The 17,086-nt window shown below is 67.8% G+C and carries 13 protein-coding genes; 2 read left to right on the top strand and 11 right to left on the bottom strand.

Annotation, left to right across the window (positions count from 1 at the left end):
• Window positions 1-250: 250 nt before the first annotated feature.
• The 5 genes from DN824_RS19095 to DN824_RS19075 form a co-directional block, all read right to left on the bottom strand.
• Window positions 251-2,020 (bottom strand): S8/S53 family peptidase, encoded by a 1,770-nt coding sequence (locus DN824_RS19095; RefSeq protein ID WP_138409943.1) that lies wholly within the window; start codon window positions 2,018-2,020, stop codon window positions 251-253.
• Window positions 2,021-2,053: 33 nt separating this feature from the next.
• Window positions 2,054-3,013, bottom strand: coding sequence for an L-histidine N(alpha)-methyltransferase (egtD, locus tag DN824_RS19090; RefSeq protein WP_138409942.1), 960 nt, complete (start codon window positions 3,011-3,013; stop codon window positions 2,054-2,056).
• Window positions 3,014-4,309, bottom strand: a complete 1,296-nt coding sequence (gene egtB / locus DN824_RS19085) for an ergothioneine biosynthesis protein EgtB (protein ID WP_138409941.1) — start codon at window positions 4,307-4,309, stop codon at window positions 3,014-3,016.
• A 97-nt stretch (window positions 4,310-4,406) separates the two neighbouring features.
• Complete coding sequence (locus DN824_RS19080) at window positions 4,407-5,099, bottom strand: SDR family oxidoreductase (RefSeq protein WP_138409940.1); 693 nt, start codon at window positions 5,097-5,099, stop codon at window positions 4,407-4,409.
• A 14-nt stretch (window positions 5,100-5,113) separates the two neighbouring features.
• Window positions 5,114-5,422: a hypothetical protein gene (locus DN824_RS19075; RefSeq protein WP_138409939.1), complete on the bottom strand. Its 309-nt coding sequence runs from the start codon at window positions 5,420-5,422 to the stop codon at window positions 5,114-5,116.
• 122 nt (window positions 5,423-5,544) lie between these two features.
• Between DN824_RS19075 and DN824_RS19070 the strand changes: the two genes are divergently transcribed.
• Window positions 5,545-9,888, top strand: coding sequence for a DEAD/DEAH box helicase (locus DN824_RS19070; RefSeq protein ID WP_138409938.1), 4,344 nt, complete (start codon window positions 5,545-5,547; stop codon window positions 9,886-9,888).
• Between the two features lie 124 nt (window positions 9,889-10,012).
• On the opposite strand, the gene DN824_RS19065 is transcribed toward DN824_RS19070, so the two are convergent.
• Window positions 10,013-10,879, bottom strand: a complete 867-nt coding sequence (locus DN824_RS19065; protein WP_138409937.1) for a DUF6279 family lipoprotein — start codon at window positions 10,877-10,879, stop codon at window positions 10,013-10,015.
• Window positions 10,880-11,029: 150 nt separating this feature from the next.
• Between DN824_RS19065 and DN824_RS19060 the strand changes: the two genes are divergently transcribed.
• A complete protein-coding gene (locus tag DN824_RS19060; protein ID WP_138409936.1) occupies window positions 11,030-11,215 on the top strand; it encodes a hypothetical protein in 186 nt (61 codons plus the stop codon).
• Between the two features lie 18 nt (window positions 11,216-11,233).
• Here DN824_RS19060 and DN824_RS19055 read toward each other — a convergent pair whose 3' ends face one another.
• From DN824_RS19055 to DN824_RS19035, 5 genes are all read right to left on the bottom strand, one after another.
• Window positions 11,234-11,773 (bottom strand): hypothetical protein, encoded by a 540-nt coding sequence (locus tag DN824_RS19055; protein ID WP_138409935.1) that lies wholly within the window; start codon window positions 11,771-11,773, stop codon window positions 11,234-11,236.
• A gap of 228 nt (window positions 11,774-12,001) precedes the next feature.
• Window positions 12,002-13,522, bottom strand: a complete 1,521-nt coding sequence (locus DN824_RS19050; protein WP_138409934.1) for a tripartite tricarboxylate transporter permease — start codon at window positions 13,520-13,522, stop codon at window positions 12,002-12,004.
• Window positions 13,523-13,531: 9 nt separating this feature from the next.
• Window positions 13,532-14,008, bottom strand: coding sequence for a tripartite tricarboxylate transporter TctB family protein (locus tag DN824_RS19045; protein WP_138409933.1), 477 nt, complete (start codon window positions 14,006-14,008; stop codon window positions 13,532-13,534).
• Between the two features lie 69 nt (window positions 14,009-14,077).
• Window positions 14,078-15,046, bottom strand: a complete 969-nt coding sequence (locus tag DN824_RS19040; protein WP_138409932.1) for a tripartite tricarboxylate transporter substrate binding protein — start codon at window positions 15,044-15,046, stop codon at window positions 14,078-14,080.
• A 34-nt stretch (window positions 15,047-15,080) separates the two neighbouring features.
• Entirely contained in the window at window positions 15,081-16,478 is a 1,398-nt protein-coding gene (locus DN824_RS19035) for an enolase C-terminal domain-like protein (RefSeq protein ID WP_138409931.1), read from the bottom strand.
• Window positions 16,479-17,086: the final 608 nt, after the last annotated feature.

Here is a 17,086-nt window from a genome sequence, read left to right as displayed (position 1 = left end):
GTGGGCGGTGGATCGGTGGAGCGTGATCCACCCTACGCGCTGACCGGGCCGGTCTGGTAAACGGGTTGCGGGTTTGGGCGGTGGATCGGTAAAGCGTGATCCACCCTACGCGCTGATCGGGCCGGTCTGGCAAGCGGGTCGCGGATTTGGGTGGTGGATCGGTAAAGCGTGATCCACCCTACCGAACGATGGTCCGTAGGGTGGATGACGCTTTTTTCATCCACGCGTGTTGTTATACCTGCGCTTTCCGTTAACGCACCCGGTCGCGGCTTCTGACCGTCAGGTCCAGCGCCTTCTGCATGTCCAGCCGCGCCGAGCGGCCGACATCCTTGTTATCGAGCTCATAGCCACGCTCCGAGGGCAGGATCGGGGCGGTGAGGTCGTCGGCGTCGGTGGGCTCGAAGTCGAATTCATCGCCGATGGTCATGGCGCTTCGGCGCAGCAGGATGCGCACCTGTTCGGGCGTCAGGTCCGGGTTGATCGACAGCATGGCGGCGATGATGCCGCCGACCATCGGTGTCGCGTAGGAGGTGCCGCAGTGCGGCTCGCCCCGCGCCTCGGCCTCGCGGGTCGAGGCTTCGGCACAGGCCGAGGCGGAAATGTCGACGCGCATGTCCAGGTTCGACGAAGCGCGTCGCTCGACGTAGCGCGGGTCGCTGACCGAGACCTTTTTCTCGTCGCTGCGCTGATGGCCGCCCACCACCAGCAGTTGTTCGGTGACGAAGGATGACGGCAGCCGGTACTCGTCGGCGCTGCTGAAGGACGAGCCGTTGCCGGCCGAGTTGACCACGATCACGTCCGGATGCTTCATCCGCAGCCAGAGGAAGAACTCTTCGAGCAGCTCCTCGTAGCCGCTGAACGCCAGCCCCGAGCGCACCAGCGAGTCCACTTCGTCGCCCTTGACGTCCAGCGCGCCGAGGCGATGGATGCCCCAGCTCCAGTTCAGGATTCGTGCCCCGTCTTCGACCAGGTTCACCGAGGCGGCGATGTTGCCGAGGATGCCGGCGTCGGAATTGCGGTCGACGATCACCTCGAAGCCGCCGCCCACTTCGTCGAGCCCGCGCAGGAAGCCGGTATTGCCGCCCTGGTTCCAGTCGGCGGCGAGTATGCCGGCCACCGTGCTGCCGTGGCCGTCAGGCTTGTCCCCATCGCGGGCGTAGAGGCAGGTGCGGCGCTCGCCTTCGCAGGCGCCCAGGTAATCGGCGAAGTCCGGCGCGTCGAAGTCCACGTCGCGCTCGATCACGCCGATGCGCACCGGCACCGGCTCGATGGGCGACTCGGTGACGGGCACGCGGCGCCGGTAGTAGTTCACCGCGTCGATGAAGCGGTTGGCCGCCCACTCCTCGGGGGCCGGACGGGTTTCGGGGCGATGTTCCGACTCGCCGCTCTCGGGGCTCGATTCCTCGATTACCACGGCATCCACCGATATCTCGCTGCCGATGCGCAGCACCAGGGCGTCGCGCTCGGTGAGGTTGGTCGCCGGCAGGCGCAGCTGATAGGTGTTGAGCGGCGGAATCGCCCCCACCACCTCGGCGCCGTAGCGTTCGGCCAGGCGCCGGGCCTCTTCCAGGCCGTCGTGGTTTTCCTCGATCACCACGCTGATGAGGTCGACGTAGGTGGTCAGGCCTTCCATGTTCTCGGCGACCTTGTCCGGCCCTGCAGCGAGCACGTGGCTGCTCCGCAGCGAGAGCCAGGCGGCGTTGCTGCGCTGCTCGCCGCGCTCGATCCACAGCGGGCCGCTCTGGCGCTCGCGGGCGCGCAGGGTCAGGCGCAGCGTCTGGCCATCGCGCACCAGGTCATCCTGCTCCACCGGTTTGCCATCGAGCAGGACCCGAAGGTCCGCGGCGTCGCCATCCAGCCCGGTCGCCCGCAGGCAGAATGTCATCTCCTGCGCCTGCAGCAGGTCGCCGCAGCGCTGGAGCTGCTTTATCCGCAGCGGTTCGTCGGACAGCGCAGGGAAGGTGCCGAATGCGAGTGAAAGCCCCAGCGCGAGGCCGGGGAGCAGGGTGGGGTTGGGCATTGCGGTCTCATGGTGGAGGTGACAGGGCAAGGCTCAGCGGGTGAGGTAATGGACGCTGAACAGCGCCTTGGGGTCGGTCCAATAGGCGGTCGACTCGAAGCCGGCGCTTCGAGCCAGCTCGACGAAGGCTTCGCGCGTGTACTTGTAGGAATTCTCGGTGTGCAGGCTTTCGCCGGCATCGAAGTGAAAATGCCGGCCCTCGATGACCACGTCCTGCGCCTGCGGGCTGACCAGGTGCATCTCGATGCGCGACTCGCGCTCGTTGAAGAAGGCGTGGTGGACGAAGCGCGAGGGGTCGATGTCGCTGTCCAGCTCCTCGCGGATGCGTTCGAGCAGGTTCAGGTTGAACGCGGCCGTGACGTGGGCCCGGTCGTTGTAGGCGGCTTCGAGCACGTCCTTGTCCTTGACCAGGTCGACACCGATCAGCAGCCCGGCGCCGGCCGGCAGCATGCCGTGCAGGGAAGACAGGAACTGCCGCGCCTGGTCGGGGGTGAAGTTGCCGATGCTCGACCCGGGGAAGAAGGCCAGCGGGTGTTCGCTGTCGAAGCCCTGGGGCAGGGTCAGTTCACCGGTGAAGTCGGCGCAGGCGGCATGGACGTCCAGCCAGGGGTAGTCGGCGGCGAGCCGCTGGGTGCTCGACAGCAGGAAGTCCTCGGAGATGTCGATGCCCAGGTAGCTGGTCGGGTGCATTGCCTCGAGCAGCAGGCGCACCTTGCGGCTGGCACCGCTGCCGAACTCGATCAGGTCCGCGTGGGGGCCGGCGATCTCCACGATGTCGTTGGCGGCGCTGCGCAGGATCGATTCCTCGGTACGGGTGAGGTAGTACTCCGGCTGCTGGCAGATCTGTTCGAACAGCTCCGAACCGCGCCGATCGTAGAAGAACTTTGGCGAGGCCCACTTGGGCGTCGCGGCGAAGCCGGCAAGGGTTTCGTCGCGCAGCGAGGCGGTCTGTTCGTGATGGGACTGGTCGTAAAAGCGGACGGCAAGGGCCATTCAGCTCTCCTTGGCCAGGCGCAGGCCGGCGAACTGCCAGCGCGAGGCGGGTGGGAAGAAGTTGCGGTAGGTGGCTCGGACATGGGACTCGGGCGTGGCGCAGCACCCGCCGCGCAACACCATCTGGCCGGACATGAACTTGCCGTTGTATTCGCCCAGGCTACCTTCGAGCGGACGGAAACCGGGGTAGGGCAGGTAGGCGCTCGCGGTCCACTCCCAGACATCGCCGAACAGCTGCGCCGGTGCGTCCGGCGAGGCGCTGGCCGCCACCGGTTGCAGGTGATCGCTCTCCAGGAAATTGCCCCGCAGCGGCTGGCCGGTGGCGGCGACTTCCCATTCGGCCTCGGTGGGCAGGCGCGCGCCGGCCCAGCGCGCATAGGCGTCGGCCTCGTAATGGCTGAGGTGGCAGACCGGTGCGGCGAGGTCCAGCGGGCGCAGGCCGCCGAGGGTCATCTCGTGCCAGAAACCCTCGTGGTGCTGCCAGTACAGCGGCGCGTTCCAGCCCGCCTGGCGGATCAGGTTCCAGCCATCCGACAGCCACAGTTCGGTGCGCGCATAGCCGCCGTCGACGATGAACGACAGGTACTCGCCATTGGTGACCAGCCGGCTGCCGAGCTGGAAGTCTTCGACGTACTGGCGGTGCCGGGGTGTTTCGCAGTCGAACGCGAAGTCATCGCCGCTGTGCCCGATGTGCCGTACGCCGCCTTCGATGCGGAGCCAGCGCAGGGTCTGCGGCGAGGGCGCCGGCGCTGGTTTCAGGTCGTTGCGGTAGACCGGATGCAGCGGGTTCTGCGCGAGGATGTGCTTGATGTCCATCAGCATCAGTTCCTGATGCTGCTGCTCGTGCTGCAGGCCGAGTTCCACCCGGCGCGCGATCTCTGTCGCGTGTTCTGCCGGCGGCTGGCTGAGCAGCTCGCCCATGGCCTGGTCGATGTGGTGGCGGTAGCGGTAGACCTCGGCCACGCCCGGGCGCGAGATCAGGCCGCGCCGGGCCCGCGGGAAAGGGGTGCCGTGGGTTTCGTAATAGGAATTGAACAGGTGGTCGAAGGCCTCGTTGGGCGTCCGGTAACCGGCCAGGTAGGGCTTGAGCAGGAAGGTCTCGAAAAACCAGCTCACGTGGGCCAGGTGCCATTTGGGCGGGCTCACGTCGGGCATGCTCTGGATCAGGTGATCCTCGATCGAGAGCGGCGCGCAGATCGATTCGCTGGTCGCACGCACCTGCTGGTAGCGTCGCAGCGCCTGATCCAGACAGGCCTGCGCCGGTCGTGGCATGGGCTCGCGGGCCAGGTACGCCATGGGCATCGTCTCCGGTGGGTGGAGCGGCAAACCGCTCCTGTAACGACCTGAAATAGACGGCGAAAGTTCGCTGCGATGAAACGCGGCGGGCGGGCGATCAGTCGTCCAGCGGGGGCGTCGGACGGATGAGGATCTCGTTGAGATCGACGTGCGCCGGCTGCGATAGCGCGTAGAGCACCGCATTGGCGATGTCCTGCGGTTGCAGCGCATAGGCGGGTGGTTCGTCGAACAGCGGGGTGTCGACCATGCCCGGCTCGATCAGCGTGACCCGCACGCCACTGCCGCGCAGTTCCTCGCGCAGGCTGTGGCCCAGGCCCGTGACCGCCCATTTGCTGGCGCTGTACATCGAGCCCGGGATCACGAAGCGCCCGGCCGCCGAGCCGGTCAGCAGCAGGTGACCACGGCTGGCCTTGAGGGCATCGAGGCTGTAGCGCACCGTCAGGGCGACGCCGAACACATTGGTCAGCAGCATCTCGCGCCAGACGTGCGGGTCCGCACCGGCGAACCCGCCCTCGGCGCCGGGTATCCCGGCATTGGCGTAGACGGCATCGAGCTGGCCGTAGGTCTCCAGCGTCCTGGCGACCATGGCCTGCTGGTCGTCGATTTCCCTGACGTCGCAGGCGATCGCCAGCGCGCGGTCGGGGCCGCCCAGTTCCTGCACCAGCGACTCGAGCTTGTCCTTCGACCGCGCGGCGAGTGCCACGCGGTACCCGGCTCCGGCGGCGGCCCGGGCGGTGGCGGCGCCGATGCCGGACGAGGCGCCGGTGATCAGCAGTACGGGATCGGCCATGGGCGTCTCCTGGCTCAGTAGTTGGGCGGGGTGACCGGAATGCCGGTGGCGTCTTCCATCGGCATGGTCCAGGGCTCGAGGTGGCAGCCCTTGTGCTCGACGTCCAGGCGCGCCTGCTGCAGGACGCCGCCCAGGCTGACCGGGTCGGCGTACTGGCTGCTCGGGACGTTGGCCACCTGCAGGACCGGCTCGCCGCCGCTGTTCATCACGGTAAAGCCGAAGCTGTCGTCCTCGGGGTTGGCGCTGGTCACGCAGCCCAGCGGCAGGAAGGCTTCGGATGCCAGTTTCATCGCATCGTCCAGGGTCATCGATGGATTGCTCATGCTGCCTCCTAGAGGTGGGTGTACCAGGGGTAGACCCCCGGGCGCGGCCGCCGTTTCCCCGGGGCGCGACCAGCCGTCAGCGCGGCCTTGTCGAGGCGGTCGGCCGGCACCATATTGCGTCGATGACTACCTCCCTCTCCGAGGCCGGCCTGGCCGGCTTTCACCCCGCCGTGGCCGGCTGGTTCGCCAGCCACTTTCCCGCCCCGACCGCCGCGCAGGCGGCCGCCTGGCCGCTGGTCCTGGCGGGGCGCTCGACGCTGGTCGCGGCCCCGACCGGCTCGGGCAAGACGCTCACCGCCTTCCTCGCCGCCATCGACGACCTGGTGCGGCGTGGCCTGGCCGACGACGGGCTCGCGGACGAGACGCGGGTCGTCTACGTCTCGCCGCTCAAGGCGCTGTCCAACGACATCCAGCTGAACCTGGTCGAGCCGCTGGCCGGCATCGCGGCGCAACTGCAGCGCCTCGGCCTGCCGCCAGTGGACATCCGCACCGCGGTGCGCACCGGCGACACCCCGCAGCGCGAGCGCACGGCCATGCGCAAGCGGGTGCCGCACATCCTGGTCACCACGCCGGAATCGCTCTACGTGCTGCTCGGGTCCGAATCCGGGCGGGACATGCTCAAGGGCGTGCGCAGCGTCATCGTCGATGAGATTCACGCGATTGCCGGCAACAAGCGCGGCAGCCACCTGGCGCTTTCGCTGGAACGGCTCGAAGCGCTCTGCGGCCAGCCGCTGGTGCGGGTCGGGCTGTCGGCGACGCAGAAGCCGATCGAGGCGGTCGCGGGCTTTCTGGTGGGCGCCGGCCGCCCCTGCGAAGTGGTGGACGTCGGCCATCGCCGCGCCCGCGACCTGGCCCTCGAAGTGCCGCCGGTGCCGCTCGAAGGGGTGATGAGCAACGAGGTCTGGGAGCTGTGCTACGACCGCCTCGCCGAACTGGCCCGCGAGCACCGCACCACCCTGATCTTCGTCAACACGCGACGCATGGCCGAACGCGCCGCGCGGCACCTGAGCGAGCGCCTGGGCAGCGACCTGGTGGCGGCCCACCACGGCAGCCTGGCCCGCGAGCAGCGCCTGGATGCCGAGCAGCGCCTCAAGCGCGGCGAGCTGCGGGTGCTGGTGGCGACCGCCTCGCTGGAGCTGGGCATCGACATCGGCGATGTCGAACTGGTCTGCCAGCTCGGCTCGCCCGGCTCGATCGCGGCCTTCCTGCAGCGGGTCGGGCGGGCGGGGCACCAGGTCGCCGGGATCTCCAAGGGCCGCCTGTTCCCCAGCTCCCGGGACGACCTGATCGAATGCGCGGCGCTGCTCGACTGCGTGCGGCGCGGCGAGCTGGACAGGTTGCACATCCCGCAGGCGCCGCTGGACGTGCTGGCCCAGCAGATCGTGGCCGAGGTGTCCTGCCGGGAGTGGCAGGAGAGCGACCTGCTGGCGCTGATCCGCCGCGCCATGCCCTACGCCGAGCTGGACGAGGCCCGCTACCAGGCGGTGCTGGCGATGCTCGCCGAGGGCTACACCACCCGCCACGGCGCGCGCGGCGCCTACCTGCACCGCGACAGCGTCTCGCGCAGCCTGCGCGGGCGGCGTGGCGGGCGGCTGACCGCGCTGACCTCCGGCGGCACCATCGCCGACAACGCCGACTACAGCGTGCTGCTCGAACCCCAGGGCCTGAACATCGGCACCGTCAACGAGGATTTCGCGGTCGAGAGCCTGGCCGGCGACGTGTTCCAGCTCGGCAACACCGCCTACAAGATCCTCAAGATCGAGCCCGGCCGGGTGCGGGTCGAGGATGCCAAGGGCCAGCCGCCGAACATCCCGTTCTGGCTGGGCGAGGCGCCCGGGCGCAGCGACGAGCTGTCCTTCGCCGTGGCGCGGCTGCGCGGACAGATCGACGCACTGCTGGCCGACGCCGCACCGCCTGGCGATGAAGGCGGCGAGCAGCGGCCGTCCCGGCTGCAACCGGCGATCGACTGGTTGTGCGACACGCTGGGCGTGGACGAATCGGCCGCCCGGCAGATCGTCGAGTACCTGGCCCGGGCGCGCGCCGCGCTGGGCGTACTGCCCACCCAGCAGCGACTGGTGATGGAGCGTTTCTTCGACGAGTCCGGCGGCACCCAGCTGATCATCCATTCGCCGTTCGGCAGCCGGGTCAACCGCGCCTGGGGGCTGGCGCTGCGCAAGCGCTTCTGCCGCACGTTCAACTTCGAGCTGCAGGCGGCGGCCACCGAGGATGCGATCATCCTCTCGCTGTCGACCAGCCACAGCTTCGAACTGGACGAAGTCTGGCGCTACCTGCATTCGAATTCGGCGCGCCAGGTGCTGATCCAGGCACTGCTCGATGCGCCGCTGTTCGGCGTGCGCTGGCGCTGGAACGCCACCACCGCGCTGGCCCTGCCGCGCATGGCGGGCGGTCGCAAGGTGGCGCCGCAGCTGCAGCGGATGAAGAGCGAGGACCTGCTCGCCACGGTCTTTCCCGATCAGGTCGCGTGCCTGGAGAACATCGTCGGCGAGCGCGAGATTCCCGATCATCCGCTGGTCGCGCAGACCCTGGACGACTGCCTCAACGAGGCGATGGACTGCGACGGCTGGCTGGCCCTGCTCGGCGCGATGGAACGCGGCGAGGTCGAGCTGCTCTGCCGCGACCTGCCGGCGCCGTCGCCGCTGGCGATCCAGGTGCTCGGCGCGCGGCCCTACGCCTTTCTCGACGATGCGCCGCTCGAGGAACGACGCACCCAGGCGGTGCTCAACCGGCGCTGGACCGATCCGGAGTCGAGCGATGACCTCGGCGCGCTGGACCCCGACGCCATCGAGGCGGTGCGGGTCGAAGCCTGGCCCGAGGCGCGCAGCGCGGACGAGATGCACGAGGCGCTGACCGGACTGGGCTGCATGGCCGAGGACGAGGCGAGCGAGCATCCCGGCTGGGCCGGCTGGCTGGACGAACTGGCCCGCGCCGGGCGGGCGACGCGCATGCAGGTCGCCACCGGGCGCGCGCTGTGGCTGCCGGTCGAGCGGCTGGCGATGCTGCGCGCGATCTACCCCAGCGCACCGCTGGCGCCTGCGCTGCAGCCTCCGGCCGGCTACGACCAGGCCTGGGACGAGGAGCAGGCCATCACCGAACTGGTCCGCGCCCGGCTGTCCGGTTTCGGCCCGCTGCCGGTGGCCCTGATCGCGCGTCCGCTGGCGCTGCCGGCCTCGTCCGTGGCCCAGGCGCTGTTGCGCCTGGAGCGCGAGGGCTACGTGATGCGTGGCCGTTTCAGCCCCGATGCCGGGGAGGAACAATGGTGCGAACGCCACCTGCTGGCGCGCATCCATCGCTACACGGTCAAGCGCCTGCGGCGCGAGATCGAGCCGGTGGAGCGCGCCGACTTCATGCGCTTTCTGTTCGACTGGCAGCACCTGTCCAGGGACGCCCGCATGCGCGGCGCCGATGCGCTGGACGTCGTGGTCGCCCAGCTCGAAGGCTTCCAGGCGGCCGCCGGTGCCTGGGAAGGCGAGCTGCTGCCCGGCCGGCTGCAGGACTACAGCATCACCTGGCTGGACGACCTGTGCCGTTCCGGCCGTGTGGTCTGGACCCGTCTGGCGGGCCGGACCCGAGCCGGAAGCGGTCCGGTGCGCGGCACGCCGATCGTCCTGCTGCCGCGCCGCCAGCTCGCCACCTGGCAGCGACTGGCCGGGGGGCAGGGTACGCTTGAGCTCTCGCCACGGGCACAACGGGTGCTCGATACGCTGCGCGACCAGGGCGCGCTGTTCTTCGACGAACTCAGCCACGACGCGCACCTGTTGCGCAGCGAGCTGGAAGACGCGTTGGGCGAGCTGGTAGCGGTCGGGGTGGTCAACGCCGACAGCTTCGCCGGCCTTCGCGCGCTGCTCGCGCCCGCCGCCAAGCGCAGCCGAGGCGGACGGCGCAACCGGGGCGGGGCGTTCATCGGAGGCATGGCCGATGCCGGACGCTGGGCGTTGGTGCGCAAGCCTCCCGAGTCCGACTCAGGCGAGCGCGCCGCGCCCGATCAGCAGGCGCTGGAGCATCTGGCGATGGTGTTGTTGCGCCGATATGGGGTGGTCTTCTGGCGCGTGCTCGAACGGGAAGCCGACTGGCTGCCGCCGTGGCGCGAGCTGCTGCGCATCTATCACCGGCTCGAAGCCCGCGGCGAGATCCGCGGCGGACGCTTCGTCGCCGGCGTCTCGGGCGAACAGTTCGCCTTGCCCGATGCGGTCGCGCTGCTGCGCGAAACCCGCAAGCGCCCGGCCAGCGGCGAGCTGGTCAGCCTATCGGCCGTCGATCCGCTGAACCAGCTCGGCACGTTGCTGCCCGGAACCAGGGTGCCGGCCCTTGCCGGCAATCGCATCGTCTACCGCGACGGCATCCCCGTGGCGACACTGGTGGCCGGCAAGGCCGAAACCCTCGTCGAGCTGCCGGTGGAAGAACAGACGCGGGTGAGGCAGAGCTTGATCGGTATGAGAGCCGTCTGAGCTTGAAGCTTGAAGTCTTGGCCGGGAAATGATCGACGCCATGAGATAAACCCGCGTGCCTCCAGGACAGCCCCAGACTGTTCTCTTCCAGCTTCCAGCTTCCAGCTTCCAGCTTCCAGCTTCCCTAATCCCTCAAACACCGCAGCGAGCTGAAATCCTTGCGGATGCCTTCGAGGCGCGAGATCAGACGGGCGCGCTGGGTCTCGCTGGACATCGCGTAGAGATCGAGCGCGAGATCGATGCCCGCCTGCTCGTTGCGCTCGAACGTCTGGCGATAGGCCTCGGTCCAGTGCGCTTCGCGATCCTGCAGCAGGCCGGCCATGCGCTCGGGGAACGCCGGCGAGTGGCGCTGCGCCAGCGCCTCGACGAGCGCCTGTTGCCACTGGTCCCGGTTGTCGATCCAGCGGCGGTTCTGGTCGCCCAGGGCGTGGGACCAGGCCAGCACCCGCTGGCGCTGCTCGGCGCTGAGCCGTCCGACCCAGTCTTCCAGGCGCTCCTGCATACGGTCGGCGCGGTCGCGAATCTGCCGGTCGAGGGGCGGGTCGAGGTACTTTTCCCGGCGCTCGCGCCGCTGCTCGTCGAACTTGTCTTCCAGCACCTTGAGCTGGCGATCGTCCAGGTCGCGCAGAAGCTCCACGGTGGTGGGGGTGATTTCGACCGCGATCACCTGGACCGCCTCCCTGGCCTCGGTGTAGCGGGCGCGCAGGGTCTGTTCGTCCACCGAACCGCTGGCGACCTGTCGCTGCAGCCGCTCGAGCCAGTTGAGGTAGTCGGGCAGCTGGGTCTTGCAGTGCCAGCTCAGGTGCTCGCGCAGGTCGGCCTTGAAGCCGCGCTGCTGCTCGGCGTTCATCGCCAGGTAGTCGTTCAGCGACCAGGGGATGAGGGTATCGAGGTTGCGGTAGACCAGGGTGATCCGCGTGCAGCCGGCCAGGGCAACGGCGAATGCCAGCGTCAGCAGCAGGGTTCTGGTCAGCGTCGGCGAGTGATGCATCGGGGCCTCGATCTCCGGTACCTGGTCAATAGAGCCCAACGGGCGCGTACCGTTCGCCGGCGCTTCGATGCAAGTCGTTTCAATTGGAATCGAGCAAAGCCGGGCGGTGGTGGTCAGCTGTACAGGGTTATCGACCAAACAGGAGGACCCATGAAGCCAACCGTACGCAAACTGACCAGCGACGAAATGCCCGCATCCTGGCGGCCCACCTGGGTGGTGTGCTGGGTCGTGGAACTCGACGGCGCCATGATGGGCGGCCCTTATGCCTCGGAAGCCGAAGCGCAGGCCGTGGCCAACGGCGAGAAGGCGCCGGATACGGATCACACGGCGCTGTGATCGGCAGGGGCCGGCCGATCAGTCGTCGGCCGGTTCCTCGGCGGTGCGCTGCTCGACCAGCTGTTGCGGGGCGTCGAGCAACTGATCGACGACCTCGCGCGCCTTGTCGAAGGAGGGGTAGCCGCTCTGGGCCACGTCCAGCTCCCCGTAGCGCTCCCGGTACTGCCGGGCCTTGGCGGGGTCGGTCTGGTCGACCAGGTAGGGTTCGTCGTAGATCTTGTAGAGCAGGGCGATGGCGTGCGGGTGATCCTTGTCGGCGGCCCTGTCCAGCATGCGGATCACCTCGGTGGTTTGCGGGCCCTGGCGGATCATCAGCAGAGCACGGTAGAACTCGGTCTCGCCGCGCTGATCCTGCCTGGCGCTGCGGTTGAGCAGCGCATGGGCCAGCTCGTAGCCTTCCTCGTCGCCCGATGCGATGAGTATCTTCGCCTGCATCAGGTCGTTCTGGTAAAGCAGGCGATCCTCGCGACAGGCGCTCTCGCTCCACGGCATGTCGCACGATTGCGAGGCGCAGCCGCCCAAGGCGAGCAGCAGCACGATCATCGTTGGTGTTTTCATGGCTGACCTTGCCCTTTGCATCATTGTTCTTCGCGTGGTTCGACCAGCGGTGCGGGGTTCTGTTCGCCTGGGCGAGGGATGCGGGCAGTCGGCGTTGGCATCGGGTGGCGGGGTGTGCGGGGCGGGGCTCTGGTCCGCTGCCCTGTCGCCCCGGCCCTTTCCCCGAGGCAGAGCCCTGTGGGGAGAGGGGCGGCGGCTTGGCCCAGGCCGCCGGCCAGGGCATCCGGGTCAGCTGCGTAGCAACTGGGCCGTAGCGCTTTTCTTCGAGCGCAGGGCCTGGATCAGGTTCCAGGCGATCGAGGCGGCGGCGAGCACGAGGAAGGCGCAGGAGATCGGGTTGGTGATGAACCCGCTGAAGTTGCCGTCCGACAGCATCAGCCCGCGACGCAGGTTGGTTTCGGCCATCGGCCCCAGGATGAAGCCGATGATGAAGGGCGCCGCGGGCATGCCGCCCTTGACGAAGCCGTAGCCGATCAGGCCGAACAGCATGATGCTCCAGACGTCGAACAGGCGGCTGCTCAGCCCGAACGCACCCACCACGCAGAGCACCAGGATGATCGGCAGCAGGATGTGCTTGGGCACCGCCAGCAGCTTGATGAAGATGCGCAGCCCGTAGAACTCCAGCACCAGCATCATCACCGAGGCCAGCAGCAGCGCGGCGAAGATGGTGTACACCAGCGGTCCCTGGCTGATGAACAGCATCGGGCCCGGCTGGATGCCGTGGATCAGGAAGCCGCCGAGCAGGATCGCGGTCGTCGCGTCGCCCGGGATGCCGAGGGTCATCAGCGGAATCATCGCGCTGCCGATGCCGGCGTTGTTGGCCGTTTCACTGGCCACCACGCCTTCAGGCGCGCCCTTGCCGAAGCGCTCGGGGTGTTTCGAGCGCTTCTTGGCGAAGATGTAGGAGACGATGTTCGAAGTGCCCGCGCCGATGCCGGGCAGGATGCCGATACCGATGCCCACCAGCGAGGAGCGGATGGCGTTGGGGATCTGGCCGAAGAACTCCTTGATGGAGAAACCGAAGCCCCTGACGTTCTTCATGTTCACGTCCGGGATGCGGGTTCGGTGAATGGACCGGCCGGTCTCGGCGATCTTGATCACCTCGGCGACGGCGAACATGCCGATCATCACCGTCAGCATGGCGAAACCGGCGTTGAGGTTGGGCGAGTCGAAGGTGAAGCGGCGAATCGCCTCCACCGGCGCGATGCCGACGGTGGAGAAGGCGAACCCCAGGGTGCCGGCGTAGATGCCCTTGAGCAGGGTGCCTGCGGAAAGCGTCGCGATCAGGGTCAGCGAGAAGACCGCGATGGAGAAGTATTCATGCGGGCCGAAGCGCAGGGCGGTCTTGGCCAGCCAGGGCGCGATGGACATCAGCGCGACGATGCTGAGGATGGTCCCGATGAAGGAAAACACGACGCCCAGACCGAGCGCCTTCACGCCCTCGCCCTTTTCCATCATCGGCGCACCGTCGAAGGTGGTGGCGATGGAGGCGGGTGTTCCGGGAATTTTCAGCAGGATCGCCGAGATCAGTCCTCCGGAGGTGGCACCGATGAACAGGGCGACCAGCAACGACAGCCCGGCGGCCGGGCCCATGGTGTAGGTCAGCGGCAGGCACAGCGCGATGGCCATGGTGGCCGAGAGACCGGGTACCGCGCCGAAGACGATCCCGACGGCGACGCCCAGGGTGATGAGTACGAGGATGTAGGGCGTGAAGACAGCGCCGAATCCTGCCTGCAGTAGCTCGAACATGTCCGCCTCCTAAAGGTCCAGAAAGCCGGCCGGGAGCATCAGGTCGAAGCCGTGGCGGAAGGTGAAGAAGATGGCCACCGAGGCGATGACCGCGATCAGGGCGTAGGTCAGGTGATTGGCTTTCTGCTCGCTCGGGGTCAGCACGATGAACTGCACGTAGAGGTAGAGCGCGGTGACGATGGGGAACCCGACCGGCTCCAGCAGCCCGATGTAGGCCGCGATCAGCGCCAGGGTCTTGAGCACGGTCGGGTAATCGGCGGGTGTCTTCGGCGCCGCGTCCGGCTCGGCTTCAGGCCGGGTCGCCTTGCGCGCGCTCAGCAGTTGCAGCAGGCCGAGCAGGCACAGTCCGAAGGCGAGCACGTAAGGAACGGTGGAGGCGTCGATGGTGCCCTTGCGGGGCAGGTTGATGGTCAGCACCAGGTAGAACAGGCCAGCGCAGAGCATCACTGCGCCGACCGCCAGCTCCTTTTTCTTGTAGGTGTCCACGGGCGGGTCCTCATGGGTTAAGGGCATGGAGGCCGGACGCGGCGAGCGCGTCCGGCCGGTGCGCAGCGCTTACTTGCCCTGGCGCAACTCGTCCTTGAACTGCATGAATTCCTCGCGCGTCTTGCGCAGCAGGGCGATCGACTCTTCGGTGCCGTAGTAGCTCACCGGTTGCTTGAAGGTCTTCTTCAGCTCCTCGCCGTAGGCGGGGTCTTCGGTGATCTGCTTCATCACGTCCGCCATCTTCTGCACGATGGCCGGGTCGGTGCCCTTGGGGAAGGCGACGATGTAGGGCTTCTCCATCACGAAGTCGACGCCTTGCTCCTTGAAGGTCTTGACGTCGCCCAGCAGCGGGTTGCGCTCGTCGTTGGGCTGGCCGAGGGCGAACATCTCGCCGCTGGCGACGTAGTCCTGCACCGAGCCGTAGCTGATGCCGCCCAGGTCGATGCGGCCGCCCAGCAGCGCCACGACCTTCTCGGACACGGTGCCCGCGTCGACCATCTTCATCTTGGCGCCGGTGAGCTTCTCGAACATCAGCCCCTGCAGGTGGGAGTAGCTGCCCATCTCGGTGCCGTAGGTGACGGTGTTGGGCTCGGCCTTGGCCTTGTCGATCAGCTGGTCGAGAGTGGTCAGGCCGGAGCTCTTGGACGACACGAACACGGCACCCTTGTCGACGCCGGCGATGCAGGAGATGTCGAAGGCTTCGAAGGAATCCTCGGTCAGGCCCGCGACCTCGTTGACGATCATCTGCCCGGTATGGGTGAAGAGGATGGTGTTGCCATCAGGCGCGGCGCTCTTGACCTGGTCGGCCGCGATGGTGCCGCCGCCGCCCGCCATGTTGGTGATGACCATCGGCTTGCCGGTGATCTTGGTGAAGTACTTGGCCATGGTGCGGGCGTTGAAGTCGGTGTCGCCTCCGGCGTTGGCGATCACCACGACCTGTACCGGCCGGGTCGGCCATTTGGTCTCGGCAGCGAAGGTGCTGGCGGCGGTGAAGCTCATGGCGGCGCAGAGCAGGGAGGCGCAAAGGGTTTTTCTCATTGTTATTTCCTCTGGGGGACGTGGGCGTGATGCGTTAGCGGGTTTTGCGACCGAGGCTCGGCTGCTTGGGGTCGTAGGTCCATCCCGGGACCAGGTACTGCATGGCCATGGCATCGTCGCGGGCGCCGGTGGCGACCTTGTTGTACAGCTCATGGGCCGCCATGATCCGGTCGATGTCCGGCTCGATGCCCAGGCCCGGCTTGTCCGGCACCCGGACCTCGCCGCCGACGATCTGCAGCGGTTCGCGGGTCAGGCGCTCCTGGCCTTCCTGCCAGATCCAGTGGGTGTCGATGGCGGTGATGCGCCCGGGCGCGGCGGCCGCCGCATGGGTGAACATGGCCAATGACACGTCGAAGTGGTTGTTGGAGTGCGAACCCCAGGTCAGGCCGAACTGGTCACACATCTGCGCCAGCCGAACGGAGCCGGCCATGGTCCAGAAATGCGGGTCGGCCAGCGGGATGTCGACGGCTTCGAGGCGCAGCGAGTGGCCCATCTGCCGCCAGTCGGTGGCGATCATGTTGGTGGCGGTGGGAATGCCGGTGGCGCGCTTGAACTCGGCCATCACCTCCCGGCCCGAGTAGCCGTTTTCCGGACCGCACGGGTCCTCGGCGTAGGCCAGGATATGGCCCTGGCCCTTGCACACCGCGATGGCCTCGTCCAGCGACCAGGCGCCGTTGGGGTCCAGGGTCACTCGGGCCTCCGGGAAGCGCGCCTTGATGCCGGCAATGGCCTGCATCTCCTCGGCGCCGCTCATCACGCCGCCCTTGAGTTTGAAGTCCTTGAAGCCGTAGCGGGCCACGGTGGCTTCGGCCAGGCGGACGATGGCTTCGGGGGTCACGGCCTCCTGGTGGCGGATGTGATACCAGTCGTCGCCGCTGCCGTTGCCGGCGAGGTAGGGCAGGTCGGTCTTGTTGCGGTCGCCGATGTAGAAGAGGTAGGCGAGCATTGGCACGCTGTCGCGCTGCTGGCCGTTGCCGAGCAGGTCGGCCACTGGCACTTGCAGGTGCTGGCCGAGCAGGTCGAGCAGGGCGGCCTCGACGGCGGTGATCACGTTGTCCAGGCGCAGGTTGATTTCATGTGGCTGCTTGAGCACCGCGGCCTCGGCCTCGGAGGTGACTTCGTGGCGGGTGGCCTGGGGCCCCTGGCCGTTGCCGGCGATCGCATGGCGCAGCTGATTGAGGATGCGGTTGTAGCGGCCGACGGGCTGGCCGATCACCAGCGATTTGGTGCGTTCCAGGGCCTGGCGGATGCCTTCGCCGCCGGGGACTTCGCCGATGCCGGTGCGTCCGGCGCTGTCCTTGAGCAGGACCAGGTTGCGGGTGAAGTAGGGCGCGTGGGCGCCGCACAGGTTGAGCAGCATGCTGTCGTAGCCGGCCACCGGAATGACCTGCATGTCCCGCACGACCGGGGTCGCCGTCGTTTGATCAACCATTTTCCGTTTCACTCCTCGAAAGTGTGGCGCCGATCGCCGTCAGGGAAGAAGGTGTTCGCGCAGCCGGCCCGGCCAGCGGGCGCACACGGCCGGCCCCCGGGGCTCGGAGGCGCCGGTGGCTGTCGATGTTCGGTAGTGGGTGCTGCGCAGTGCCGGAGGGAAGGTGCCGCCCGACCAGACGGGTCGGGGCGCGCAGGCGATGATCGAGGATCATGGCGAGACGGCAGGGGAGCGGGCGTGTGGCTGTACCACGGATCGTGGGCATGGGCCTGTCTCTGCTGTTGTTGTTATTGGTGTCATAGGTTGTCATATGACTTGGCGAGATTATTACCCATCTCTGGCGGGCCTTGTCAAACCTGGCAGCGTCGATTCACCGCCGTTGGGGCGCGGCGTCGCGCTGGCACTAGCCATGGGCTCGAGCCCAGACTAGAGCTGGCGGGGCTTGCGGCCCGGCGGGTAAGACGTTGGTCGCGTTCGTACGACAGGGGCTGGCAATGTCAATTGTCGTACGATAACGTATCTCTACTCATGTCGAGTTTCACCCCACTGCTGCGCAAGGTTTTCAAATAATGAATCCACAAGAACTGAAGGCCATTCTTTCTTCGGGG

Origin of the sequence: Stutzerimonas nosocomialis, from assembly GCF_005876855.1 — a bacterium.
GTDB classification, from domain to species: Bacteria; Pseudomonadota; Gammaproteobacteria; order Pseudomonadales; family Pseudomonadaceae; genus Stutzerimonas; species Stutzerimonas nosocomialis.
The sequence above is the reverse complement of the archived record's forward strand: the minus strand, read 5'-3'. Positions and strand labels throughout refer to the sequence as shown.

Excerpts from the sequence above, each read along its gene's own strand:
- DN824_RS19095 (WP_138409943.1), bottom strand. The coding sequence starts at position 2,020 with ATGCCCAACCCCACCCTGCTCCCCGGCCTCGCGCTGGGGCTTTCACTC.
- DN824_RS19050 (WP_138409934.1), bottom strand. The coding sequence starts at position 13,522 with ATGTTCGAGCTACTGCAGGCAGGATTCGGCGCTGTCTTCACGCCCTAC.
- DN824_RS19055 (WP_138409935.1), bottom strand. The coding sequence starts at position 11,773 with ATGAAAACACCAACGATGATCGTGCTGCTGCTCGCCTTGGGCGGCTGC.
- DN824_RS19035 (WP_138409931.1), bottom strand. The coding sequence starts at position 16,478 with ATGGTTGATCAAACGACGGCGACCCCGGTCGTGCGGGACATGCAGGTC.
- DN824_RS19080 (WP_138409940.1), bottom strand. The coding sequence starts at position 5,099 with ATGGCCGATCCCGTACTGCTGATCACCGGCGCCTCGTCCGGCATCGGC.
- DN824_RS19065 (WP_138409937.1), bottom strand. The coding sequence starts at position 10,879 with ATGCATCACTCGCCGACGCTGACCAGAACCCTGCTGCTGACGCTGGCA.
- DN824_RS19070 (WP_138409938.1), top strand. The coding sequence starts at position 5,545 with ATGACTACCTCCCTCTCCGAGGCCGGCCTGGCCGGCTTTCACCCCGCC.
- DN824_RS19075 (WP_138409939.1), bottom strand. The coding sequence starts at position 5,422 with ATGAGCAATCCATCGATGACCCTGGACGATGCGATGAAACTGGCATCC.
- egtB (WP_138409941.1), bottom strand. The coding sequence starts at position 4,309 with ATGGCGTACCTGGCCCGCGAGCCCATGCCACGACCGGCGCAGGCCTGT.
- egtD (WP_138409942.1), bottom strand. The coding sequence starts at position 3,013 with ATGGCCCTTGCCGTCCGCTTTTACGACCAGTCCCATCACGAACAGACC.
- DN824_RS19060 (WP_138409936.1), top strand. The coding sequence starts at position 11,030 with ATGAAGCCAACCGTACGCAAACTGACCAGCGACGAAATGCCCGCATCC.
- DN824_RS19040 (WP_138409932.1), bottom strand. The coding sequence starts at position 15,046 with ATGAGAAAAACCCTTTGCGCCTCCCTGCTCTGCGCCGCCATGAGCTTC.